We start from the raw sequence: 24239 nt of genomic DNA, 5'->3' as shown, positions 1-24239 counted from the left end.
GATGATTTTTAAGCAAATAAAAGATGCAAAAGAAAATTATGGTAAGAAAATCCGTGATAATAAAGAACAGAGTTTATACAATATAGATTCTAATAAAACACAAGAAAACATAGAATCTAACCCACAAATTTCCATACAAAAAAGACAAGATTCTAAAACAGATTCTAACATTTCACAGAATCTAGATTCTAAAGATACTAAACAAAACACAGAATCTAAAACCCAAATTGACAACAAAAAAGAGCAGTTTGTCCTAAAAGTTTCGATGTATTGCGCACTGCTTCTTGCGATTTTGGGCGTGACTTTTGGCGTGATAACAAAAAGTAGTGCGTTACTTTTTGATGGTATCGTTAGCCTTGTGAGTGTGGGGCTTGGCGCGCTTAGCGTGGTTACATCGCGATATATTTACCGCGAGGATGACGATGTTTTTCAGTATGGCTATGTGCGGTTTGAGCCGATGGTAAATCTGTTTAAAAGCCTTATTTTGCTAATCGTGTGCGGCTATGCCTTTATCGGCGGCTTGCGTGACTTGGTGCATGGGGGGTATCGGCTTGATTTGGGTGGCGCGGTGGCTTATACGATGTGTGCGTTTGCCCTGTGCTACGCTATTTTCCGCTATACGCAGCACTTTAGCCGCAGCCTTGATAGCGAGCTAATTCGCACGGATATGACGGAGTGGCGGATTGATTGCGTGCTGTATTTTGGGAGTATTGTGGCGTTTGGGTTTGTGTTTTTGTTTGACAGGACGCAGGAGTGGGCGTTTAGTCGGTATATTGACTGCGGGCTGCTTGTGATTTTGTCGCTATTTATTAGCATTACGCCGCTTAAGATTTTTATTTCGAACCTGAAAGATTTGATGATGGTCGCCCCGCCAGAACTCGATAATAAAATAACCGAAATTATGGAATCTTTAAGCAGTAAATACGGCTTTAAAAACTACGATACGCACGTGGCTAAAAATGGGCGATTTTTTATGATTGAAGTAAATATTTTGACACTTGGCAGCTCGCAAATTAGCGTAGGGCAAATAGATTCTATACGCGATTATATAATGCAGAATCTAAATATGCCAAGCTATAAAATCTGGCTAAGTGTGAGTTTAACTGCGAATCCTAAGTGGTTGTGAGAGTTTTAATGCTAGAGATTGAAGTTTTAAAGATTCTAAAAGATTCTAAGAATTTACTAGCATTTTCGCATGGGTGCGATAGTAGCGCGTTATTTTTTATTTTATTAAATCTTAATATTGATTTTGACATTGCGATTGTAAATTATAATGTTCGAAAGCAAAGCAAAGATGAAGTTAGAAATACTAGAAGTTTAGCTAGAAAATATAATAAAAAATGTTATGTTTTAGAATCTAATATTCTAGATTTTATAAGTTTTAATGAAAATAAAAATTCTAAAGATTCTATAGAATCTAATGCAAAAAATACGCAAGATTCTATAGAATCTATAGACAATTTCGCTAGTAATTTCGAGCTTAAAGCCCGACAAATACGCTATAACTTTTTTTTTAATTTACTAGATTCTAAAAATTATAAAAATCTAATTACCGCTCATCAGCTAGATGATAAAATCGAGTGGTTTTTTATGCGTTTTTTGAGTGGGAGTGGGATAAATTCGCTACTTGGCTTTGAAAGTGTGGAATCTAGATTCTATGGAGGCAAGGAATTTAAAATTATTCGTCCGCTTATAAATGTTAGTAAAAGTGAAATTTTAGAATATAATAAAATCAATAATATAGAATATTTTATAGATAAAAGTAATGAAAATACGAAGTTTTTTAGAAACTATGTTCGAGCGAAAATTACAAAAAATATAGAATCTAGATTCTATAAAAATATCAAAAAAAGCTTTGAATATTTGCAAAAAGAAAAGGAGATTTTGTATCCAAAAGTTATGATTTGTGTAGATTTTAATCTATTTTATTGCAAAAATAGTAACTTTAAATCTGCCCTGCATAGAATCTATATTATTGATAAACTTAGCAAAAGGCTTGGCTATGTGCTAAGTAGCAAGCAAAAGAATGAAATTGATGAGCTTTTTTTTAATTTGGACTTTGGGCGAGAGCCTTATAAAGAGTGTGTTATGGGTGAAAAAATTATTATTGCGATAAATGAGCAATTTTTATTCGTGGGTTTTAAATTATGCAATAAAGATTCTAAAAAAGTTATAGAATCTAGAATACCAAAAAAGTTTAGGGAAATTTATAGAAAGCAAAAGATTCCGCCAAAAATTAGGGAAATAATGTACTATAGTGAAATAACGTTTTTATAAAACCAGCAAAATATAGAATCTAATACAAAGGGGCTTATGATAATTTAGTGTATTCGACTAAAGATTATTGAAAATTTTCACTAAAGTTACTGAATATTTATCAATGTTGTGTTATAATTGCTAAGAAAATTTAACTTAAGGAGCTGAAAATGGCTAAGATTGCGTTTCAAACTGAGATTAAACAACTGCTTGACTTGATGATACATTCGCTGTATTCTAATAAAGAAATTTTCCTGCGTGAGCTTATTTCAAATGCTAGTGACGCCCTAGATAAGCTAAATCACCTTACTTTGAGTGATGATAAATACAAAAGTATGGATTTTAAACCACGCATTGACATTAGCTTTGATAGCGATAAAAAAACGCTAACTATCAGCGATAACGGCATAGGAATGGATGAGAGCGATTTAAAAAATCACTTAGGCACGATTGCAAAAAGTGGGACAAAAAGCTTTTTAGAATCTTTAAGTGGCGATAAAAAAAAGGATTCTAACCTTATAGGGCAGTTTGGCGTGGGCTTTTATAGCTGCTTTATGGTCGCAAGTAAGGTCGTGGTAAATACGCGTAAAGCTTTGGATAACAAGGCTTATACGTGGATAAGCGATGGTGGGGGTGAATACGAGATTATAGAATCTAGCAAGGATACTCAAGGCACTGAAATCACGCTATTTTTGAATGAAAGCGGGCAAGAGTTTGCAAATCGCTGGAGCATTGAGGATATTATTAAGAAATATTCAAGCTACATTCAATACCCTATTTTTGTGCATTATGAGGAGGAGGTCGCGCAAGATTCTAAAGACACAGAATCTAAAGAAAAGCCCCAAAAGATTCAAAAAGAGGAGCAAGTAAATGCCGCAAAAGCCCTGTGGGTTATCCCTAAAAATGAATTGAAAGAAGCCGACTATGACGAGTTTTACAAGACTTTGAGCTATGATAGGGAAAAGCCGCTAAAATACATTCACACCTTAGCTGAGGGCAGCCTTAGCTACAAAAGCCTATTTTACATCCCTGCCACGCCGCCGCTTGATATGAATAGAGTGGATTATCAAAGCCATGTCAAACTTTATGTCAAACGCGTGTTTATAACCGATGATGACAAGGAGCTTTTACCGCCGTATTTGCGATTTATTTATGGCGTGATTGATAGCGATGATTTGCCCTTAAATGTGAGCCGTGAAATCTTGCAAGAGAATAGAATCTTAGAGCAAATTAAGGCTGCGTCAGTCAAAAAGATTCTAGCAATGTTAGAATCTATGGCTAAAGATTCTAAACTTTACGCTGATTTTTGGGCTAAATTTGGCAAGGTGTTAAAAGAGGGCTTATATGGCTTTGGTGAAAATAAGGACAAGCTGCTTGATTTAGTGCGTGCGTATTCGTATAAAAAGGGTGAAAATATTAGCCTAAAAGAGTATAAAGAAGCGATGGTTTCAGGGCAAGATAGCGTGTTTTATCTTATCGGCAAGGACTTAGATTCTATCAAAAATAATCCTATTTTGGAAAAGTTTAAAGACTATGATGTGCTACTATTTAGCGATGAAGTGGATAACTTTGTAGTGCCACAAATCGGTGAGTATAGCGGTGTGAAGCTACTTGATATTAGCTCCGCTGAAGCGGGTAATAAGGTTAAAAGCGAAATTAGCGAAGATTCTAAGAAAGAATTTGAGCCGATTTTGGAATCTTTTAAGGGCTTAGATGGCGTTGGCGAAGTTAGTTTGATAAATGGAATTAGTTCGCCCATTGCCTTAAGTGAGCAAATGCCAGGAAATAGCTACATGGAGCAAATTATGCGACAAATGGGGCAAGAAATGCCAGAGCCAAAGAAAAACGTGGAAATAAATATCAGTAGCCCCTTAATTGCTAAAATCAACGCCCTAGATTCTACTAAGCGAAACAAATACGCCCTAGTGCTATTTAATGGCGCAAAAATTTTAGAGGGCGTTAGCCTAAAAGATTCTAAAAGCTACATTGAAAGCGTAAATGAAATCCTAGAATCTAGTTTGTAGAATCTAGGATTTCATATAAATTCTAAACTTGTTTTTTTTATGTTAGAATATTCGCATAAAGGATAGGACATGTTAAAAACAAATTTGTTTATTTTTACGATATTCTTAAGTATTTTTTTTATTTCTTGTGCTAAGACGCCACAGCCACAGGTGGAAACGCCACCACCTGAAGCCCTTGACAAAGATAGAGTAGCTACCTACAATAATCTGGCAAACCTTAAAGAAGGCATTTGGAAAGTTGATGAATGGAAAAATGCCGCGCAAAAGATTTGCGAAGATTCTAAGGGGGTTGATTGCTCTATTTTGGCTGAAATATATCATGATTATTTCTATGGATATGGCTCGCGTGCGGATATAAAAAAGGCTATGGATATGCTTGAAAAAGGCTGCAACGCACAAGATTCTAAAAGCTGTATGCAGCTTGCAATTTATCATTTTAATAACAAAAATACGCAAGAGAGTAACGATGCGTTTAATAAAACCTATGCGTTTTCAAGTGATAAATGCGAGCAAAATTACGCCCTTGATTGTCAAGTGTTATCGCTTATGTATTTTGGCGGACATTTCCCATTAACGCGTGATATTGATAAGGCGTTGGAATACGCACATAAAGCCTGTGATATGAATCTAGCAAATGCGTGTATTTTCTTAATAATCAACGCAACAAATAGGGATGAAGTGCTAAAACTACGCAAGAAAACCTGTGATTTAGGTATAAAAGAGTATTGCAAATAAATTTTTGATATAAAAATGATAGAATCTTGCTTTTTTATGTAACTAGATTCTAAAGGATTTAAATGCGCAGTTGTTTTAATACTGATTTGGATGTAGGTGATGTTGGGCGTGAAGTGCGGCTATGTGGCTGGGTTAATAGCTATCGCGACCATGGGGGGATTATTTTTATTGATTTGCGTGACAAAAGTGGCATAATTCAGCTTGTAGCTGACCCAAATATCGGCACAAATAACGCAAAAGGCGAGAACGAAAACGCCACAAACGGCGATAAAAAAGGCAATAAAAACGCCAACAAAACCACAACCATCGACCCTAACAAAGCCAAAGAAGCCCACAAAGTCGCTAGCCTTGTGCGAGACGAATTTGTCCTGCTTGCAAAAGGCAGAGTGCGACTTCGCGGAGAAGGACTAGCAAACCCACGCCTAAAAACAGGCAAAATCGAAGTGATTTTAGATTCACTAACCATCGAAAACAAGTCGCTAACCCCGCCCATCATAATCGGTGATTCAAGCGTAAATGAGGAGCTACGGCTAAAATATCGCTACCTTGACTTACGCGACCCAAAAAATTTAGAGATTTTCAAAATCCGCAGCAATGTCGCAAGTATCGCAAGGCGATTTTTAGAATCTAAGGGCTTTTTAGAGGTTGAAACGCCCATTTTAACCAAAGCCACGCCAGAGGGAGCGCGCGATTATCTTGTGCCTAGCCGCGTGCATGAGGGCGAGTTTTACGCGCTGCCGCAAAGTCCGCAGTTATTCAAACAAATTTTAATGATGAGTGGTTTTGAGCGGTATTATCAAATCGCAAAGTGCTTTAGGGACGAGGATTTACGCGCTGATAGGCAGCCAGAATTTAGCCAGATTGATGTGGAGATGAGCTTTTGCAATGAGAGTGATGTTATGGAAATTGCTGAAGGGCTAATTAAAGAGATTTTCAAGTGCAATCTAGATTCTATGAAAGCCCAACGTGCCGACACGCACGAGCAAAACTTAAGGGCGTTAGAATCTAAATTCCCACACATTAGCTATAATGAAGCGATGGAAAAATATGGCAGTGATAAGCCTGACTTGCGTTTTGATATGCCGCTTGTGGAAGTCGCTGATTTGTTTATAGAATCTAGCAATGATATTTTTAAAAATATCGCCTTAGATTCTAAGAATAATCGTTTTAAGGCGTTATGCGTTAAGGGCGGGGATAACTTTTTTACGCGAAAAACGTTAGGCGAACTAGAAAAATTTGTGCGAAATTTTGGCGCGAAAGGCTTGGCGTATATTCAAGTAAAAGAAGATTTTTCGCCTGAAAATGTGGAAGCCGCGCTTAAAGGACCGCTTGTAAAGTTTATAGATTCTAAGAATCTTGCGACTTTAATAGAGCGAGTGGGTGCGGTTAAAGGCGATATAATATTTTTTGGTGCGGATAAAAAGGCTGTGGTGTGGGATTATATGGGTCGTTTGCGACTTGAGATTGCCACGCAAATGGGCTTAATTGATAGCGAATTGCTTTGCTTTTTGTGGGTGGTTAATTTCCCTATGTTTGAGCGAACGGATGAAGGCATAAAGGCGTTGCACCACCCTTTCACAATGCCTAAAAACTTGGATAAAGATATTGAGGATATAGAATCTATTGCTTATGACATCGTGCTAAATGGCGTAGAGCTAGGCGGTGGGAGCATTCGCATTCATAAAAGTGATATTCAGGCAAAAATTTTTAGCTTGCTTGGCATTAGCGATGATGAGGCGAAAGAGAAGTTTGGCTTTTTGCTAGAGGCTTTAAGCTATGGCGCGCCCCCACATGGCGGCTTTGCAATCGGCTTTGATAGGCTTATTATGCTTCTTAGCGGGGCTAGTAGTATCCGCGATGTTATCGCATTCCCCAAAACGCAAAAGGCTACTTGTTTGCTAACACAAGCCCCAAGCCCCGTACCCCACGCCCAACTAAAAGAACTACACATAAAAATAGATTCTATAAACAAAGATTCTAAAAAATGATAGAATCTAGATTCTAACACAAAGGCGAAGTATGGCGAAGGTTACAACAATCATAGACATCGGGTCAAATTCCGCGCGTATGGCGATATTTCAAAAGACTAGCAGGTATGGATTTCACCTTATCCACGAGCTAAAATCTAAGGTGCGAATTAGTGAAGGCAGTTATGAGAATAACTCGTATTTGCAACCACCAGCGATACAGAGGGGCATCGATGCGTTAAAGGAATTTAAGCACATTAGCAAGACTTTTAAAAGCAAGAAACTTATTTGCGTGGCGACATCTGCGGTGCGTGACGCGCCTAATCGCAGCGAGTTTGTAAGCCGCGCTCGTAAGGAGTGTGGCATTGATATTAAAGTCATTGATGGCAAGAAAGAGGCGTATTTTGGTGCGCTTGCGTGTGCGAATTTGCTGCATAATAAAAATGGCGTGACAATCGACATCGGTGGCGGTAGCACCGAGCTTGCGTGTATCGAAAATGGCGAGATAAAACGCACGATTTCGCTTAATCTAGGTAGCATTCGCTTGAAAGAACTCTATTTTGACCACGATAAAATCAAGGATGCCTATAAATTTGCGCGAAAATATGTGAAAGAAAATATCGGTGAGATTAAGGAATTTTGCCAAGATTCTAAGCTAAGTGAGAATCTAGCGATGTTTGGTATCGGCGGGAGTATCCGCGCGTTTGCGAAGTATGAGATGGATTTGGAAAATTATATGTTTAATTTTTTGCATGGGTATGAGCTTAGCAGTGAGCGGATTTTGCGGCATTTGGAGGCGATTGTCGCGGCGAGTAATAAGGAGCTGCGTGAGATGGGCTTTGAGGATAGCAGGCTAGATTCTATCCGTCCGGGGCTTCTTATTTTGCAAGTGATAATTGAGGAGCTAAATGCTAAAAAGCTTATAATTAGCGGTGTGGGCGTAAGGGAGGGCGCGTTTTTAAATGATATGCTGCGAAATCACAAGGGCAAGATTCCAAACAACATTAACCCGAGTGTGCGTAGTCTGCAGGATATTTTCCTTACAAATGTGAATGATTCTAAGAATATTATTAAGCGTGTGCGTGTTTTGTTTTCGCTTTTGCGTGAAAGGTATGGGCTAAAAAAGCACTTTTTAGAGGAGCTAGAAATAGCGGGAAAACTCTATAATATCGGCACAAATTTCAACTTTTATCAAGCCCACAAGCACTCTGCATATATCGCGCTACATTCGCTAAATTATGGGCTTTCTCACAAGCAGCGATACACCATTGCGACACTCATTGAGTATTCGGCAAAAAAGCGACCGAAATTTAGCGAGGAAGATTCTAAACTGCTACCAAACTTTGAGATTTTGGGAATCTTAAGCTTTATTTTGGCATTGTCCGCGGCGGTGGCAAAAGAAGATTCTATAAAATTTGAACTGCGTAAAAATGTGCTGTGTGCCATCACTAGTTCACTTCCTGTAAGCCAAATCTTGCAAGATATAACCCTGCCAAAGTTAGAATCAATGCCAAGTTTAGAGTTTGAAATAATTCGCGTGGGGTAGGATTTGGATTAGTAGTTTATATCCATATCTTCGGCGTTTTGGATACTTTCATTTAGCATTTCAACGGGGAAAACGCGGCGCAGAATGTTTAGTGGCATTTTTATTATATCAGTTGCTAAGGTTAGATTTACTTTTGGGTCGGTGTATTTTCCACTTAGAATCAAATTTGTGCTAATTTCGCCCTTACGACCGAGTATTAAATAGCCAACAATAGGGATTTTATTGATAAATTTTCCTAAGTTTTTAATCGTTGTTATGCTTAAATTCACATTCATTTCTTCGCTTTTTTTATCGATAATGCCTTGTCCATTTATATCCATTGAGTTGCCAAGCAAAAAGATATTTTGCAGCCCCACATAATCGCTATTTGTGGCAAATAGCACCTTGCCATAGCTTATTTGATAGCCTGAGCCTAAGTGCGGATTTTTAAACATCACCAAAGACGGCAGCGTGTCAATAAACGCAAAGACATTTTGGAGTGCCTTAAACTCCAGCACTGAAGTATTTTGTATTTCCAAAGTCGCATTAAGGATAGAATCGCGATACAGCCCATCAAGGCTAAAAGTGCCGCCATCAAACATTTTCTTACCATCTTTAGCCGACATTAGCACCATATTCACAAACGCACCACTAAAATTTTTCGCCCTTATATGGATAGAATCTTTTATCATATTAGCATTCATTATGCCCTTTTCATACTGCCCATCAATCGCTATACGTCCGTCAATAAAACGCAGATTTATCATATCAAATGGCGCGGTGTAGCCTAAAAAACTAAACTGCATATTTTTACCCAAAACATTAAAATCAATAGGATTTACATTTAGCTTTTTTCGCAGTTTTTGCTTGATATTTAGTAGCCTTAATTCCTGTCTTATCGCCGCATCGGAGTAAGGCAAATCCTTTTGCTTATCCTTTAGCAAATCAACAAAAAAAGGAATGCTAGAATCATAAATCTCATCAATATCAATGCGATAGTTTTCAAGTCTTAAAAGGCTTAAGCCATCTTCGCTTTTAAAGTCGATATTATCATTTCCTAAAATGATTAAGGAAGTGCCATCAAATGTGCCTTTTAGCGTGATATTTTTTAGCTTTTGGTGCGTGTCGTTGTCGTAAATGGGGTAGGATAAGTCTTTTAGATTTAGTGTAAAGGTGGCGGTGGTTTTTTTGGTTTTGTTGTTTTGTGTGGTTTGGGTTTTATTTTGTGAATCTTTGTTTGTTGAATCTTGCGATGTTGCGATGCTGTCATGTTGAGCCGTAGGCGAAATATCTGTATTTTGTGATAGTTTTATAGAATCTTGGTTGTTAGATTCTATGGTTTTTATGTTAGATATTTCGCTTCGCTCAATATGACGAGTAAAGTTGGTTTTTATGATTTCACTTTTTATAACGTTAGAATCTTGCAAATCGCCTAAATTGCTTATGTAGATTCCATTAGATTCTATAACTTTTTTAGAATCTTGGTTATTTGTCATTGCGAGATTTTGCGTAGTAAAATCGTGGCAATCTATATTGTTTATTTTTTGGTTTTTATTTGTGTGGATTGCTTCGCTATTGCTCGCAATGACAAGGTTTTTAGATTCTATAGTTTCATTTGCGTTTTTTCTTTCTTTAAACGTTGGGTGAATGTAGCCCCCCTCCCTTGCGGAGGGGGGTTGGGGGGTGGGTAGTGTCGCAGTGGGTAGTGTCGCAGTGGATATATCGACGTTTTTAGAATCTAGATTCTGTAATTTTTTAGAATCTAATTTAGTATTTTGGTTTTTGGTAAGATTAGGGTTTTTGACCCACCCCCCTAACCCCCCTCCGCAAGGGAGGGGGGAATTAGCACAAGATTGCATAGAATCTATTTTATTATCCACGTCTTTTGTTTCGCTTCGCGAATTTTTAGATTCTATATTTTCTAAGTTTTTAGAATCTAAATTAGTAATTTTAGTGTTTTTATAGAATCTAGATTCTAAGTTTGCTAAGTTTATAGAATCTTGTTGTGTGTGAGACGAATTGCTAGTAGATTCTATGGAGTCGATTACGTCTAAAGTAAAGTCGCCGTGTTCTAAGCCATAAAAACGCGCGATAGGCGAGTGTCTAAGTATTGATTCTATGCGACTTACGTGGATATGCAAGCCCTTTTTGGTATCTAGATTTAGATTTAGGCTAGGCACATTTAGCGTGATAAAATCCTTGCTATAATCAAGATTTATCAGCACATTTGTGTTTTTCATATTGATAAAATCCTGCTCTAAAGAAAAAGGCTCACGCTCCTTATTTAGCTGGGCTAGGGCGATTATTTCTAGCTCTTTATCGGTTCGTGGTGTAAATGGTCGCGTTTTTTTCGTTCTTATTTTCAAATCATCCCAAATAGGATTGCTCTTTAGCTCTTTTAGCACATTTTCATCGTCATCTGCTGTGGTTTGTTTTTTCTTTTTATCATTTGCGGCTAGGGTTATGGCTTTGTTAGATTCTATAAAATTTGTTTTTATGGCTTTAGAATCTAGTATGTTAGAATCTTGTAAGTCGCCTAAGTAGATTCCATTGTTTTTAGAATCTTTGTTGTTAGATTCTATGGAAATTAGATTCTGTAATTTTTTAGAATCTAAAGTGTTTTTATAGAATCTAGATTCTATATTATCCACGTTTTTTGTTTCGCTTCGCGAATTGACGAAGTCGATTGATTCTTTAATGTTGTTTGATAATTTTTTATTTTCTAAATCCACACGTTCGCAAGGGGGGTAAGGGGGGCGTGAATTTGCAAGTGTGAGTTTGCTTCGCTGTACGCGAGGTTGCTCCCCCTTACCCCCCTTGCAACCCCCCAACCCCCCAACGACGCTCCGCGTATTGACTTTCGTTTGACTATTGATAGAATCTAGATTCTGTATGCCTATGCTTTTTTGAGACTCTTCGCTTCGCGAATTTTTAGATTCTATGTTTTTATAGAATCTAGATTCTATATTTTCTAAGTTTTTAGAATCTAAATTAGTATATTCAGTGTTTTTATAGAATCTAGATTCTAAGTTTGCTAATTTTATAGAATCTTGTTGCGGATAAGGCGAATTGCCCATAGCTTCATCTAAGTCGTCTGTGTCATCTAGCTCTGGTATATTTTGCGTATTAAATGTTTTTACCTCGTCTCGCATTAGTCGTAAGGCGCGTAAGTTCCCTGTGTTTATCACGCCATTTTTTACAAACATATTTGCCTTTATATTTCGCGCACTCCCATTTAAAAGCATATTGATATTTCCATCAATGATTTTATTCCACTTGACATTATTTCCATTGATATAAATTAAACTAGCAGTTGGCGTAATATCAAGTGCGACATTTAAAGAGCTAGCACTCAAAGGCACTTTATACACGCTAAGCTGCGTATTAGCCGCCTGCACTAAGCCATTCAAACTAAACAAAGGCTTCAAAGGATTAGCCGCATTGTGCTTGATTACTATTTGCATTGAAAGGCTCACACCATCTTTATTTGTAAAAATATTTTTGATTTCGCTCTTAGATTCTACAACTCTTATTTTAGAATCTATTTTGGCTGGTTCTTTTGGGGTTAGCGCGGTATTGACAGATTCTATAATTTCATTTTGAGTTTGCGTATATGTTTTAGAATCTAGCTCCACATTAGCCATGCTTTTAACGCTTGACTTAAGGCTATCTTGGCTTACAGGCAAGGTTAGTCCATAGCTTTTTATAATTCCTGCTAGGTTAGAATCAAGTCGCACATTACTACCATTTAGATTCACTATTACATCAGGTGTTGGCATTCCTTTTATTAAAACTGAAGAGCCGCTCAAGTTCATCCCAGCTAAAGTCGGCTGCAAGGGCGTGATATTTAGCGAAGCGTCTTTAAATTCTAAGATTACTTCAGGTGAAAGAATAGGCGTATTTCCTTTATTTAGGCTTACGCGTGCATCATAAATATGCAGTTTTACAAATAGATTTTTTAGCAAAGATTGCGTAATATTATTTAGATTAATATTTGCAGATATAGAATCTATTTTCATTTCTTTATATTTGACTTTTTCATATAACCAGCCATTTAATGTAGCTTTCAAACTAGGCTTTTCTATCGCGTTAATAAAGGGCTTTAGCTCGTCTAAATCATTTAGCACAGAGCTTTTCCCATTCAAAACGATATTTTCAAAATCAGTGTTTCCCTTTAAACTTAGCCACTCATTTTTAGAATCTAAAATCGCTTTTATGTCAAATTCTAAGGTCTTATTAGGAATATTAAAGGTAAAATCGCCCTCTAAATGCGCGGGGATATTTTTCAAATTAAACTCATTTATGCTTAGAAAAAAGCTATTTTTATTATCCGTAACATTGAATTTAGCATCAAACAAATTGCTAGAAATATCATAATGCCCATTTGCGTAGCTAATTTGCAAGTGATTATTTGGGCTGAGCGTGATTTCATTTATTTCAAGCGTCTCAAAGTAGCTAAGGACATAAAGGGCTTTTTGCGTATAGTTTATGATTTCTTTTAGATTTGGTGGCTGTGTGTTGTCTTCTTTTTGCGTGTCATTTAGGGTTATAGAATCTATTGTTAGGGTTAGCTTATTATTTAGCTGCAAAAAGATGTTATTAATATCGATATTTGCGATATTTAGATTCTCAATATAGATTCCTTTTGCTAAAACTTTGTAGCTTATAAAAAGGGTAACTAGCATTGCAATAAAGGTCGCACTAAGGCTTATTAGGGCTTTTTTGCGTTTCTTTTTGGGTTTTTTATTTTGGTCTTGTATGGGCGTTTCTTTTTCTTTATTAGTAGGGTGGTGGGCGGGCGATAGGATGTTAGAATCTTGTGCGTTTTTAGAATCTAGATTCTGTAAATTGTTAGATTCTATAGAATCTTTTTTATTTTCTACGTTTTTTGTTTCGCTTCGCGAATTGACGGAGTCATTAGATTCTATATTGTTTTCTTTTAATTTAGAATCTTTGCATTCCACACGTTCGCAAGGGGGGACAAGGGTGGCTTGAATTGCGAAGTCGCTCCCCCTTATCCCCCCTTGCAACCCCCCAAACCCCCCGACAACGCTCTGCGTATTGACTTTCATTTGCGAGTCTTTAGAATCTAGATTCTGTATGCCTATACTTTCTTGAGACTTTTCGCTTCGCTCATTAGATTCTATATTTTGATTTTCTTTAGAATCCAACCCCTTCATAGACTCCCTAAAATCCTGCAAACTAGATTCCCTATTATCAATAACTTTTGGCTCTACATTATCATTTATTATTTGTTTTTGTGTATTATTGATAGTTAGTTTATCACTTGGTGGGTTTATGAAAGTATCGGCATTATCGTTATTTCGTGGCATTATCACACTTCTTTTCATAGTCATTTTATCCTGCGGTATCGGGCTTGGAATCTACCTTTCAATGCCACTTAACGCGCAAAAAATCATCTTTATCCCAAAGGGTTCTAGCAAGTCGATTATAGCATATTTACGCAACAATGGTTATGATGTCGGCAAACTTGATGTGTATATTTTGCATTTTTTAGGCAAGATTCAAAGCGGGTGGATTGAGATTCCAAATGAGTATATAGAATCTAAAATCGATGTCACGCCGCAAGATTCCACAAATATAGAATCTATCGAGCCTTTTAATATCATAATCTCACGCGGACATTTTTTACACGCCTTAATTTCCGCTAAAGCTGCGATGAAAAGTGTAACCTTAATCCCGGGTGAAACTAGCTATTTTTTCCTGCGAGAAGTCGCAAACGCCTTTAATATCGACATAGATTCATTACAAAAAGAATACGACAAACTATCACCATTAAGTGATGGAATAATCCTAGCAAACACCTACAACCTACCATTGCACGCGGACGCACACTTTATAATAAGCTATCTAATCGACACATCAATGGCAAAACACGAAGCCTTAAGCCGCGAATATTTAGGCGATTTTGACAAAGAAAAGTGGTTTAAGATTCTAAGCAAGGCTGCGATTATCCAAAAAGAAGCCGCAAATGTGAGCGAAATGCCCATAGTTGCGTCAGTCATTGAAAATCGTATCGCCAAAAATATGCCCTTGCAAATGGATGGTTCGCTAAATTATGGCAAGTTTTCGCACACAAAAATTACGCCTGATAGGATAAAAAATGATACTAGCGAGTTTAACACCTACAAACACGCAGGTGTGCCTAAAACGCCAAGCTGTGCGGTAAGCACCGATGCTATTAAAGCTGCCATTTTTCCAGCCACTACAAATTACTTGTATTTTATGCGAAATAAAAGCACAGGTTTGCACGACTTTAGCGAGACAATAACACAACACGAAAAGCTAGTCAAAGCCGCCAGAGACATCCAACGCAACGCCCAAAAAGCCACGAAAGATTCCAAAACCATAGAATCTAAAAAGCCAGATTCTAAACAAGATTCTAAAAAGGAAGATTCCAAAGAAACACCAAAAGATTCCAAGAAAAACACAGAATCTAAAAAATAATATAGAATCTATAATTTTCTTGTAACATTTCTACATTTTCCCTAATTTTCCCCGCTTAAAGATTCTAAAATTATGAATTTTTAAGGAAAATTTCGATACACTAAAAGGAATTTTTATTTTAAGGAGAAGTCATGAAAAAACACGTTGTTTTTTTTGAAGCGGTAGGCGGCACTGATAAGGGCTATGATGGGCATAGAAAAGATACGGTTCCTATGATGGACTATCTTAAAAAGCTCGGTTGGTATGCAGAAGTTGTTTTTTTTACTGACGAGATTCTAAGGGATAAGGAAAAAACGCAAAAGATTTATGACTATGTTAAGGGCGTGGCTGATGCGTATGTTTCGCGTGTGAATCCGGGGAATTTGAAAGAGGAAAAGCTGTATTTTGACGTGCTGCGAAAGCTTTGTGATGACGGCGTTATCGGTATGCCGCACCCTGATGCGATGATAGGCTATGGCGCTAAAGACGCGCTAACTAAACTTCGCAATACAGAGCTTGTCCCAACTGATACGATGGCTTACTACGACCCAGATGAGGCTAAGCGAATCGGCGTAAAATGGGAGAGCGGCGGCGAGCATGACTTTAAACATTACTTTCCGCACACATTGACAAAGGGCGAGCGTGTGCTAAAGCAAAATCGCGGCTCCACAGGTGAGGGAATTTGGCGTGTGCAATTAAAGCATCCTGAAAAATACGCAGGATTAGATAGAATCCCACTAGATGCGGAAATCCGCTGCACAGAGGCTGTGGATAACCATGTAGAAGAGCACAAACTTGGCGAATTTATGGACTTTTGTGAGAAATATTTGAAAGGCGATAATGGAATGCTTGTTGATATGCGTTTCTTGCCGCGTATTAAAGAGGGTGAAATCCGCATTTTGATGCTTTATAAAACGCCTATTTATGTCGTGCATAAAAAGCCAGCTGAGGGCGCTGACGCTTTTTCTGCGACACTATTTAGCGGGGCGAAATATCGCTATGACAAGCCTGAGCAATGGCAAAAGCTTGTTGATTACTTCCTTAGCAACCTACCTGATATTAAGCAAAAGCTTGGGAATTACGACTTGCCACTTATTTGGACTGCGGACTTTATCTTGGATGGGAAACCGGGCGAGGATAAATATTGTCTAGGCGAGATTAACTGCTCTTGTGTGGGCTTTACTTCTCCTGTTGAGTTCCTTGACAAGACTGCGCGCCGCGTGGCTAATACAATCATCAATATCGTGGAAGATAAAAAGTCTTAAGCGATTTGTTTTGTAGAATCTTAGATTCTATGTCGTTGCGAAGCCTAGCTAACGCAAGTTTTACAATGACACTAATTTTTAGAATCTAGATTCTATATCATTGTAATTTGCAATGAGAATCTAGCATAAAAACAACGCAAGGCATTTTGTTTAAATCTTTAGATTTTATTTTATAGAATCTTAGAATTTATTGTTCTTTAATTATGGAATCTTTTTTAGAATCTACCCAGAATTTTATGTTTGTCCTTTAGAAATTACCTTTAAGATTCCATAAAAGTGTTACACAAATCACATTAACCCCAAAACTCCCTACAGATTCCATATAGAATCTATTTTGTAATGTAGTGATAATCTTGAAATTTAGCTTTAAAAAACATTACAAAATATTAGTAAATTTTTCAAAAGAATAATAATTTTACATATTTAAAACAAAACTACCATATTTAGTATTTTTTTTGATAGAATCTAAAATTTTATTCATAAGGTTAGAAAAGGGCAGAGATGAAAGAGTCAAAATATATTTGGAAAAATGGGAAATTAATTGCGTGGAAAGACGCTACTACGCATATTTTAACGCACACTTTGCATTATGGAAATGGCGTGTTTGAAGGCACGCGCGCATATATGACAAAAAAGGGCTTGGCTATTTTTCGCCTAGAAGAGCATACAAAAAGGCTTATAAACAGCGCTAAAATCGTGTATATCAAATGCCCTTACACTAAAGATGAGCTAAAAAACGCACAAATTGAATTGCTAAAAGCCAACAAAGAGTGCTACACCACAAATGTGTATCTGCGACCGATAATCTATTTGGGCTATGGCGCGATGGGCGTTTATCACTTAAATTCGCCTGTGGAAGTGGCTATTGCAAGCTGGGAGTGGGGCGCGTATTTGGGGCAGGAAGCCTTAGAAAAGGGCATACGCGTGAAAATTAGCTCCTTTACGCGAAATAGTGTGAAATGCAACATGGGCAAGGCTAAGGCTGTGGGCAATTATTTGAACTCACAATTAGCCAAGCATGAAGCGGTGGCGTGTGGCTTTGAAGAAGCACTTTTGCTTGATGATAATGGCTTTGTGGCTGAGGGTAGTGGAGAGTGCTTTTTTATCGTGCGGGACGGCGTTTTAATCACTCCGCCGCATGATAATACTTTAGAATCTATCACGCAAGATACCGTAATGCACATCGCAAAAGAGCTAGGCTTAAAGGTTGAAGTGCGGCGAATCACAAGAGATGAAGTCTATATCGCTGATGAAGCCTTTTTTACAGGGACAGCTGCGGAAATCACGCCGATATGCGAAGTGGATTTTAGAATCATAGGCGAAGGAAAACGCGGTGAAATCACTAAAAAATTGCAAGATTATTTTTTCACAATCGTAATGGGTGAAAATGAGAAATATAAGCACTTTTTGACATATATTGACTAATAAGATTCTATATTTTGATAGAATCTATTCAAAAAATTCTAAAAATAATAAGGGAGAAAAAATGCCAATTGATTTAAACGAGCGTAGAGAAAAGCAAAATAAGGAAAATAAGCCCACGCCCACGCCGCCAAATAACAGCGGTGGCGGAAATAATAGCGGTGGAAATGGCGGAAATAATTGGAATAATCGCGGGAATAAGGGCGGATTCAATGTAGATTCTATCCAAATGCCTAATTTCTCTGGGAAATTTATCGGCATTCTCATTTTGGTGCTTATCATTGCGTTTTTTTTCATTTTAGCGCGACCTTTTATTGTGATAAATTCTGGGGAAGTGGGCATTAAAGTTAATCTTGGGGAATACCAGCCAACGCCCTTGCAGCCGGGCTTGCACTTCTTTGTGCCGATATTGCAAAACATTATCATTGTCGATACGCGTGTGCGAACGCAAAATTTTGTGGGCAGTGATGAGACCGACCGCAAGACAAACGCTAGCACGATTTATAAAAATCCTATTCAAGTGCGCGACAAGCTAGGGCTTGATGTGTTTATCGAGCTGACCTTGAAATATCGCCTGAAAAGCGACAAGGCGAGCGAGATTATCCGCGATTATACGATGCTGTGGGATGAAAACATTGTCGTGCCTTATATTTTGGAAGCGGTGGGCAGCACCGTTGGGAATTTTAACGCCGAAGAGCTACCTAGCAAAAGAGATGAAGTCGCAAAACTCATTATCGCAAATTTTAAAAACAAAATAGATTCTATAAAAGACCAGCCTATCGTGTATGATTCTATCGAGCTGCGTAAGATTATTTTGCCACAAGAAGTAAAAATCAAAATCGAGCAAGTGCAAGTCGCAAAGCAGGAAGCTGAAAGGGCAAAGCAGGAAGCAAACGCCCTGCGTGAAAGGGCGCAAGGTAAAGCGGATGCGTCAATTACTGAAGCAAAAGGGCAAGCTGAAGCAAATAGACTTGTAAGCGAGAGCTTATCTCAAAGGCTACTAGAACTCCGCCAAATAGAGATTCAAGGCAAGTTTAATGACGCATTAAAAGATAATAAAGATGCACAAATATTCCTAACTCCCGGGGGCGCCGTGCCAAATATTTGGGTAGATTCTAAAAACAAGCAACGCACCACGATTAGTAATCAGTAGGGGTTAGATTCTAAAGCAATTTGATATAATTCTGCCTTTTAACCAAACTTTAAAAGGATAGATACGAATGTATAAATTAAGTGAATTATTACAAAATTAATCAAACGATAGAATAATCTTACAAAATATCACAAAATACACACTTTTAAAATTCATTGATTCTTAAATCAATGGAATCTGCCAAAAAAAGCATATAAATATCTAATAAGATTGTTAGTAAAATTGTTAGTAGCAAAAAATGCGATAAGCTGGGCGTTTTAAGGACTTGCTTAAGTTTTATTTAAGATTAAGATATATTGACAAAAAATCTTTAAAATCTTAAAAATGTTACATTGTGTAACATTAAAAATTTAAACTTAAGGATAAAAAATGTTGTTTGATAGTAGTAAAAAAGTGGATTCTATTATTGAATCTTATAAAATGGTTGTGAATGCTGTTAAAGATTGCAAGGTTAAAGAATTGCAAAAGCAAATAAGCAAAGGTAAAAATTTGTTTGATTCTAGCTACGATTTAGAATCTGCTGTAGAAATGCTTAAAAGTGTAGCAAGTGGCAAAAGCCTTAATCAAATGTATATCAAAGCTAATGATTGCAAAGGATATTAATAGTTAAGGAGTGGTAAGAATGCTATTAATGCGAGTTTTATATATCGTTTTAAGCATAATGCTAAAATCGAAATGATTACACTTGCAAAGATTGACAAAAGCGTAAATATAGATTTAGAATCTATCAAAGCAAGGGTAAAGGAATTAAAAGAAATTGTTAAGTGTGTGGATTTCAAAGAATCACATTTAAGCTTAAAAGAATACTTAGAAAAAAAAGAAAATGAAACTAATTTAAGTTTAGAATCTGCTTTTAATAAAATGTTGAAATTATGTGATTTTAGAGAATCTACGATTAAAAGCTATAAAGATAGATTCAAAAATCACATAATCACTTATTTTGGAAATGCAAACATTAAGGACGTAAATAAAGTAGAACGTGTCCGGGCTTGGATTGAAAAAATGCAAAGTGATAAAAAAGAGCAAAGGTATAGTTATACTTATTTTAAGCTGCTTACAAAGATTTTAAATTTTGCAATGAATAGACTCCGGGCTATAGATTCTAATGTGTGTAGAATGATTGATTTTAAAGAATCTAGCTACATTAAGGGCGTTTTCATAAAAAATAAATCACTTAGTGAAAACGAGTTAAAAGCCTTGCTAAATTGTGATAAGCAAGTGAAATGTGGGCGTTTTCAAACAATACACATAAAAGAATCTTTATACTATCAAATAATTTTATTTGTTGTATATACGTGTTTGCGTGTGGGTAATGTGATAAATTTGCGTTGGAATCAAGTGGATTTTGATAAAAAGGTTATAAACATTGATTCTAGTGAAATGAAAAATAAAAAGCCTTTTGAATTACCCTTAAATAGTGGGGCGTTGCAAATTCTAAATGAAATGCAAAAGGTAAAATGTGATAAATATGTGTTTAGTGATAAATTATTAGAAAATAGAATCTATCATAGGAAGCTAAAAGAATTAAGTAAAAAAATAGATTCTAATGGAAATGTAAAAAAACAAGCGAGATTATTAGCAAGTAAGTATAATGTGAATTATAGCTCCTTGCTATCACATTACTATGGCTACAAATTCAAAGGTAGGAAATTTACTAAACAAACTTTTATAATGACTACTTGGAATTTTGCTAATAAACATTTAGGAATATATCCGCACGTGCTACGCAATACATTTTCTACAATTCTAAATAGTAGATTTGATATAGATTCTAAGTATGTGGATATTTGTTTATCACATTCTAACTATTTAAAAGGAAGCGAGGCGAGTTACAATGGATATAACTTTTTTAAACACAAAAAAAAGGTAATGGAAGCGTGGGGGGCTTATGTTGATAGCTTAAAAGATTCTAATAAGCAAAGAATGAAATATATAAGCAATGATAGCTTAATGGTAGATTTAGCAAACAATAAAAGTTTTGTTGATTTTGTAAATGAAGTAGATTCTATAGAATCTGATAACGATACATTAAGCTTTTAAGGGGGGTGGGTAATGCTAAATAATGAAATGTTGGAATATTTTAAAATGCAAGTAAAGGGTAATGTAAAGGCTTATTTTGGAAGCTTAGATTTAAATAAGAATGAATCTAAGTTTTTAAAAAAGCATATTGATAAAATGCTAGATTCTATAAATCTAAGTTTTGAAATAATGAAAAAGGAATGCGATTTATTTAGTGATAAGCTGGCTGGCATTAGTGATAATGAATTGCTAGAATCTAGTTTAGAGAAGCTAGATTCTATAAGTGATTATCTTTTGGATAATGTGGATTTTACGCAAGATTCAGAATCTATTAAAAACGATTTAGATTCTGTAGATTTTGATAATGTAGATTTTGTAGGTTTCATTGCAAGGTATAGAATGGATTCTAATGATAGCAAGGATTCTAAGATTAGCAAGGTAAAGGCTTGGAATGAAATTAATAACATTCTTAAGGGTAAAAAGCAAGGGGGGCGAAATGATTTCTAAAAATGAAATTGAATGTTTAGAATCTTGCTTATGTGATATTATCAATAATCATTTTCTAAGATTGACAAAGGAAGCTAAAAGCGATATTGACAAAGAATATTTAGAAAATAAGCAAAAGCTACTAATGGATTCTATATTTAGAATCTGCGATGGTATGCGAGTGGATAGCAAATGTTACGAGCCAGAGAATGATATTATGGAAGCTACAAAAGACTTTATAAACGAGCTTAAGGATATTGCTTATAAGCAAAATGCAAGGAATGATTTAAAAAACATTCTTAAGGGTAGCAAGGGTAGCAAGGATTAGCAAATGATTGAAATTCACAAAGATTTTATAATTTTAGATTCTATTAGCAAGGATTGCTACATTAAGGCTTTTAAGCAGAATCAAATGAATATGTTTCGATATTCTTTAAACTTAAATCATTTTAAGATTAATGATTGCAATGTAGCTATAAGCTATTTTATACCTTATGTGTATTTGCTAGATTCTAGCAAAAGCGGACGTAAAAAGGTAGATTCTATGAAAAAGGAATTTAACCTTTTTAATATGATTTCACTTAATGCAAGGGTAGCAAGTGATAATGATTTAGCTTTTTTAGAATCTAGATTCAAGCGTTTGCAATGCAAGGGTATTAAAATAGTTGCATATATCAATATCAAAGATTGCTACTATAAAGTTTTATTGAAGCCTACGCTGTCAAATGAATTAATATTTTTCTACACATATTCTTATTATAAATCACAAAGTGATAAAATATCGTAAGGCAGGGCGTTTTAAGCGTTTATTGTAAATATAATAAATATCGCATAACTATTATAAATAAAATATTCTTAGTTGCTACAATATCGATTGTAACGATATTTCAAAGGCTTTTAAATCTATATATAAATTTTTTCATTTATACTTTTCATTTATACTTTTTAGGATTTTTAGCTATTTTTAAGGTTTCATTTTTGGAATGGTAGCAAGGAAAAATCTTAACATTATGTTAAGGTTTTATGATTGCAAATGTTAAGATTTCTTAACAATTATATTAAGTTTTTGGAATGCTAGAATCTAAGATTAATGTTTGCTAGATTCTAATTTTTGTATTAAAGATTTTTTGTGTAAAAAAATTTTTTAAGGGCGTGGTCGGTTTTGCGTGTAAATTGTAGCTTTTTTTAAAAATGCTTAATTTGTGAAAAATGCTATATATCGATATTTGTTAGATTTTGGAATAAATCAACATTTAATCAACGTGTCGGTTATATTGTCGGTTAAAAGCTAGATTCTAAGATTTATGTATTTTTTTAGTGTAGTGATTGCAAGGGGGGGGACGTGCTTAAAAAAAGTAGTGAATAAATCTTTTTTTTATAAGAATTACAAAAGGTAGTATATAGTAAAATTTCAATGTAGCAAGGGGGGTAGGTTTTGTTGCGCTTCTTGTAAAATCTATTCTACTAAGTGTCCTTGCTACAATTCATTTGTTTTTATCCTTAAGTGATAGAATCTAAGTTGTGTCCTTGACTTAGATTTTATTTAGATTCTAAGTTTGTGATAGTTGCTTAGAATCTAACTAAAATCTTTAAAAGGTAGGTAGGATTATGATTAGTGATAAGCAAAAAGAAAATAGCTTAAATGCTATCAAAGACTTAAGGTTGCTTTTGGATAGTTTAGAATCTAGTATTAATGAATATGCAAAGGATTCTAAGAATACAAAGGCTAGAGATAATGTTGTCAATATAGTTAGAAATGAATTTCAAAGAAAATCATTTAATCTATATGATAATGTAAGAACGATTGATTAAAAAGGTGGTGTAAAATGGATATTAATGCAAAGATTGAAAAATTGTCAATAATGGAAAAAAGCAAAGGAAGCGAAAATTTTAACGCAAATGCTTTTAATGATTTAGCAATGGATATTCTTAAGGATTTTACAAATAAAGTAAATGCGATAGAATCGGATATTAATGAAATAAAAGCAAGTAAAGAATCTAAAATACAAGATTCTATTAAAAAGCAAGTAGCAAAGGCTTTAAATAGTGAAATTGATAAAATGAATGAAAGACGTGCGGCTGCTGCTTTAGAAATGTTTGGGTATAGAATCTTAGAAAAATATAAGCAAGATTCTAGCAAGGTTATGGATTCTGCTGATGAATTGTATAAAGTTGCAAATGATAATACTATCGATTTAAGCAAGGACGAAAGAGAAGCCTTAAATGATTTATTTTGCAAAAAGTGGGTAGTGAGCTGGAATCTAAAAGTGTGGGTAATGAATTTTACTATAAAGGTAAATTTTGGAATGCAAAGGATTATTTTAGAATGAAAGAAAATGAGCGGTTGCAAAAGATTAAGGAATTTGAAAAGCAAAGGATAAAAGATATTGAAAAATTCACTGAGAATTATGAGCGTTTGCAAAAGGAAAAGGAATACGAAGAGTTTAAAAAAAGGTTTTCATAATAATTTAACATATATGTTAAATTAATGTTAAATCGATTATAAATTAATTTTAAAAGGGTAGTGTAATGGAAAATATAGTAAAGAATGGAAATGCTGGAGTAGCAAGTGATTTAGAATCTGCGTTAAAAAAGGCTTTTATCACAAAATATAAGATTAATGAAAATCTTTATAATGCTATCATTGATTATCTAAGTGGTTTAGATTCTAGCAAGAATCTAATCATAAAGTATAAAGTAGATAGAAATAAATTTTATAACACAATGAAAAAAATCAAAGTTGATTACAATATAAATGATATTGAAATGCTACACAATTTCAATAAGAATCTGCGTTTTAATGTGATAAATGCAAAGAATCAAGCTAATGTGTATAAAAGCAATGTAGCTAATAATTTAATGCAAATTGTAGGTTTTAATGTGATAAATGATTATAAAAGGATTTTGAATGAAAACTAAGAATGTAAGATATAAATTGAC

19 protein-coding genes and 2 pseudogenes are annotated in these 24239 nt (G+C 35.4%); 20 read left to right on the top strand and 1 reads right to left on the bottom strand.

All coding sequences use genetic code 11. From position 1 onward, the window contains the following. Position 1 precedes the first annotated feature (1 nt). The 7 genes and pseudogenes from LS64_RS05575 (at position 2) to LS64_RS05550 (ending at position 8528) form a co-directional block, all read left to right on the top strand. Positions 2–1126, top strand: a complete 1125-nt coding sequence (locus tag LS64_RS05575) for a cation diffusion facilitator family transporter (RefSeq protein ID WP_081948384.1) — start codon at positions 2–4, stop codon at positions 1124–1126. A gap of 8 nt (positions 1127–1134) precedes the next feature. Continuing rightward, positions 1135–2277 (top strand): tRNA lysidine(34) synthetase TilS, encoded by a 1143-nt coding sequence (tilS, locus tag LS64_RS05570; RefSeq protein WP_034573434.1) that lies wholly within the window; start codon positions 1135–1137, stop codon positions 2275–2277. Positions 2278–2420: 143 nt separating this feature from the next. Further along, the gene (gene htpG / locus LS64_RS05565; RefSeq protein WP_419879990.1) at positions 2421–4280 is read left to right on the top strand and encodes a molecular chaperone HtpG; all 1860 of its coding nucleotides are present in this window, start codon (positions 2421–2423) and stop codon (positions 4278–4280) included. Between the two features lie 69 nt (positions 4281–4349). After that, positions 4350–5015, top strand: a complete 666-nt coding sequence (locus LS64_RS05560; RefSeq protein WP_034573439.1) for a tetratricopeptide repeat protein — start codon at positions 4350–4352, stop codon at positions 5013–5015. Between the two features lie 62 nt (positions 5016–5077). Beyond that, positions 5078–5269 (top strand): annotated as a pseudogene (locus LS64_RS13940) (OB-fold nucleic acid binding domain-containing protein); the annotation flags it as partial. Positions 5270–5335: 66 nt separating this feature from the next. After that, positions 5336–7003: pseudogene (aspS, locus tag LS64_RS05555) on the top strand (aspartate--tRNA ligase); the annotation flags it as partial. A 31-nt stretch (positions 7004–7034) separates the two neighbouring features. Continuing rightward, positions 7035–8528 carry a Ppx/GppA phosphatase family protein gene (locus tag LS64_RS05550; protein ID WP_118962127.1) on the top strand — a complete coding sequence of 498 codons (1494 nt, stop codon included), beginning with the start codon at positions 7035–7037 and terminating at the stop codon, positions 8526–8528. 8 nt (positions 8529–8536) lie between these two features. On the opposite strand, the gene LS64_RS05545 is transcribed toward LS64_RS05550, so the two are convergent. After that, positions 8537–13840, bottom strand: a complete 5304-nt coding sequence (locus tag LS64_RS05545; protein ID WP_160659273.1) for a YhdP family protein — start codon at positions 13838–13840, stop codon at positions 8537–8539. Here LS64_RS05545 and LS64_RS05540 point away from each other — a divergent pair. The 13 genes from LS64_RS05540 (at position 13806) to LS64_RS05480 (ending at position 24218) form a co-directional block, all read left to right on the top strand. After that, on the top strand, positions 13806–14975 hold the full coding sequence (locus tag LS64_RS05540) for an endolytic transglycosylase MltG (RefSeq protein WP_064773737.1): 1170 nt from the start codon (positions 13806–13808) through the stop codon (positions 14973–14975). The two genes, LS64_RS05545 and LS64_RS05540, sit on opposite strands and share 35 nt — an antisense overlap. Positions 14976–15106: 131 nt before the next feature. Beyond that, complete coding sequence (locus LS64_RS05535) at positions 15107–16219, top strand: Cj0069 family protein (RefSeq protein ID WP_034573633.1); 1113 nt, start codon at positions 15107–15109, stop codon at positions 16217–16219. Positions 16220–16720: 501 nt separating this feature from the next. Beyond that, positions 16721–17644, top strand: a complete 924-nt coding sequence (locus tag LS64_RS05530) for a branched-chain amino acid transaminase (RefSeq protein ID WP_034573630.1) — start codon at positions 16721–16723, stop codon at positions 17642–17644. A gap of 61 nt (positions 17645–17705) precedes the next feature. After that, a complete protein-coding gene (locus LS64_RS05525; RefSeq protein WP_034575074.1) occupies positions 17706–18794 on the top strand; it encodes an SPFH domain-containing protein in 1089 nt (362 codons plus the stop codon). A 369-nt stretch (positions 18795–19163) separates the two neighbouring features. Beyond that, positions 19164–19397, top strand: a complete 234-nt coding sequence (locus LS64_RS05520; protein WP_034569299.1) for a hypothetical protein — start codon at positions 19164–19166, stop codon at positions 19395–19397. A 72-nt stretch (positions 19398–19469) separates the two neighbouring features. Beyond that, the gene (locus LS64_RS05515) at positions 19470–20834 is read left to right on the top strand and encodes a tyrosine-type recombinase/integrase (protein WP_034569296.1); all 1365 of its coding nucleotides are present in this window, start codon (positions 19470–19472) and stop codon (positions 20832–20834) included. Between the two features lie 12 nt (positions 20835–20846). Then, a complete protein-coding gene (locus tag LS64_RS05510) occupies positions 20847–21320 on the top strand; it encodes a hypothetical protein (protein WP_034569293.1) in 474 nt (157 codons plus the stop codon). Beyond that, a complete protein-coding gene (locus LS64_RS05505; protein WP_034573693.1) occupies positions 21310–21627 on the top strand; it encodes a hypothetical protein in 318 nt (105 codons plus the stop codon). Before LS64_RS05510 ends, LS64_RS05505 begins: the two co-directional genes overlap by 11 nt. A gap of 3 nt (positions 21628–21630) precedes the next feature. Beyond that, entirely contained in the window at positions 21631–22086 is a 456-nt protein-coding gene (locus LS64_RS05500; protein ID WP_118949075.1) for a hypothetical protein, read from the top strand. A gap of 821 nt (positions 22087–22907) precedes the next feature. Further along, positions 22908–23111 (top strand): hypothetical protein, encoded by a 204-nt coding sequence (locus LS64_RS05495; RefSeq protein WP_118949076.1) that lies wholly within the window; start codon positions 22908–22910, stop codon positions 23109–23111. 14 nt (positions 23112–23125) lie between these two features. Next, positions 23126–23629 (top strand): hypothetical protein, encoded by a 504-nt coding sequence (locus tag LS64_RS05490; RefSeq protein ID WP_118949077.1) that lies wholly within the window; start codon positions 23126–23128, stop codon positions 23627–23629. Then, complete coding sequence (locus LS64_RS12400) at positions 23626–23763, top strand: hypothetical protein (RefSeq protein WP_160659274.1); 138 nt, start codon at positions 23626–23628, stop codon at positions 23761–23763. Before LS64_RS05490 ends, LS64_RS12400 begins: the two co-directional genes overlap by 4 nt. Positions 23764–23828: 65 nt before the next feature. Then, the gene (locus tag LS64_RS05480; protein WP_034569075.1) at positions 23829–24218 is read left to right on the top strand and encodes a hypothetical protein; all 390 of its coding nucleotides are present in this window, start codon (positions 23829–23831) and stop codon (positions 24216–24218) included. Positions 24219–24239 lie beyond the last annotated feature (21 nt).

The organism is Helicobacter saguini (genome assembly GCF_000762875.2).
Classification (GTDB): Bacteria; Campylobacterota; Campylobacteria; order Campylobacterales; family Helicobacteraceae; genus Helicobacter_A; species Helicobacter_A saguini.
Note: the sequence above shows the minus strand (reverse complement) of the source record. Positions and strands in the feature narration are given on the sequence as shown.

Excerpts from the sequence above, each read along its gene's own strand:
- LS64_RS05520 (WP_034569299.1), top strand. The coding sequence starts at position 19,164 with ATGTTGTTTGATAGTAGTAAAAAAGTGGATTCTATTATTGAATCTTAT.
- LS64_RS05545 (WP_160659273.1), bottom strand. The coding sequence starts at position 13,840 with ATGCCACGAAATAACGATAATGCCGATACTTTCATAAACCCACCAAGT.
- LS64_RS05535 (WP_034573633.1), top strand. The coding sequence starts at position 15,107 with ATGAAAAAACACGTTGTTTTTTTTGAAGCGGTAGGCGGCACTGATAAG.
- LS64_RS05530 (WP_034573630.1), top strand. The coding sequence starts at position 16,721 with ATGAAAGAGTCAAAATATATTTGGAAAAATGGGAAATTAATTGCGTGG.
- LS64_RS05480 (WP_034569075.1), top strand. The coding sequence starts at position 23,829 with ATGGAAAATATAGTAAAGAATGGAAATGCTGGAGTAGCAAGTGATTTA.
- LS64_RS05575 (WP_081948384.1), top strand. The coding sequence starts at position 2 with ATGATTTTTAAGCAAATAAAAGATGCAAAAGAAAATTATGGTAAGAAA.
- LS64_RS12400 (WP_160659274.1), top strand. The coding sequence starts at position 23,626 with ATGAAAGAAAATGAGCGGTTGCAAAAGATTAAGGAATTTGAAAAGCAA.
- tilS (WP_034573434.1), top strand. The coding sequence starts at position 1,135 with ATGCTAGAGATTGAAGTTTTAAAGATTCTAAAAGATTCTAAGAATTTA.
- LS64_RS05560 (WP_034573439.1), top strand. The coding sequence starts at position 4,350 with ATGTTAAAAACAAATTTGTTTATTTTTACGATATTCTTAAGTATTTTT.
- LS64_RS05490 (WP_118949077.1), top strand. The coding sequence starts at position 23,126 with ATGGATATTAATGCAAAGATTGAAAAATTGTCAATAATGGAAAAAAGC.
- LS64_RS05495 (WP_118949076.1), top strand. The coding sequence starts at position 22,908 with ATGATTAGTGATAAGCAAAAAGAAAATAGCTTAAATGCTATCAAAGAC.
- LS64_RS05525 (WP_034575074.1), top strand. The coding sequence starts at position 17,706 with ATGCCAATTGATTTAAACGAGCGTAGAGAAAAGCAAAATAAGGAAAAT.
- LS64_RS05505 (WP_034573693.1), top strand. The coding sequence starts at position 21,310 with ATGATTTCTAAAAATGAAATTGAATGTTTAGAATCTTGCTTATGTGAT.
- LS64_RS05515 (WP_034569296.1), top strand. The coding sequence starts at position 19,470 with ATGATTACACTTGCAAAGATTGACAAAAGCGTAAATATAGATTTAGAA.
- LS64_RS05510 (WP_034569293.1), top strand. The coding sequence starts at position 20,847 with ATGCTAAATAATGAAATGTTGGAATATTTTAAAATGCAAGTAAAGGGT.
- LS64_RS05540 (WP_064773737.1), top strand. The coding sequence starts at position 13,806 with ATGAAAGTATCGGCATTATCGTTATTTCGTGGCATTATCACACTTCTT.
- LS64_RS05550 (WP_118962127.1), top strand. The coding sequence starts at position 7,035 with ATGGCGAAGGTTACAACAATCATAGACATCGGGTCAAATTCCGCGCGT.
- LS64_RS05500 (WP_118949075.1), top strand. The coding sequence starts at position 21,631 with ATGATTGAAATTCACAAAGATTTTATAATTTTAGATTCTATTAGCAAG.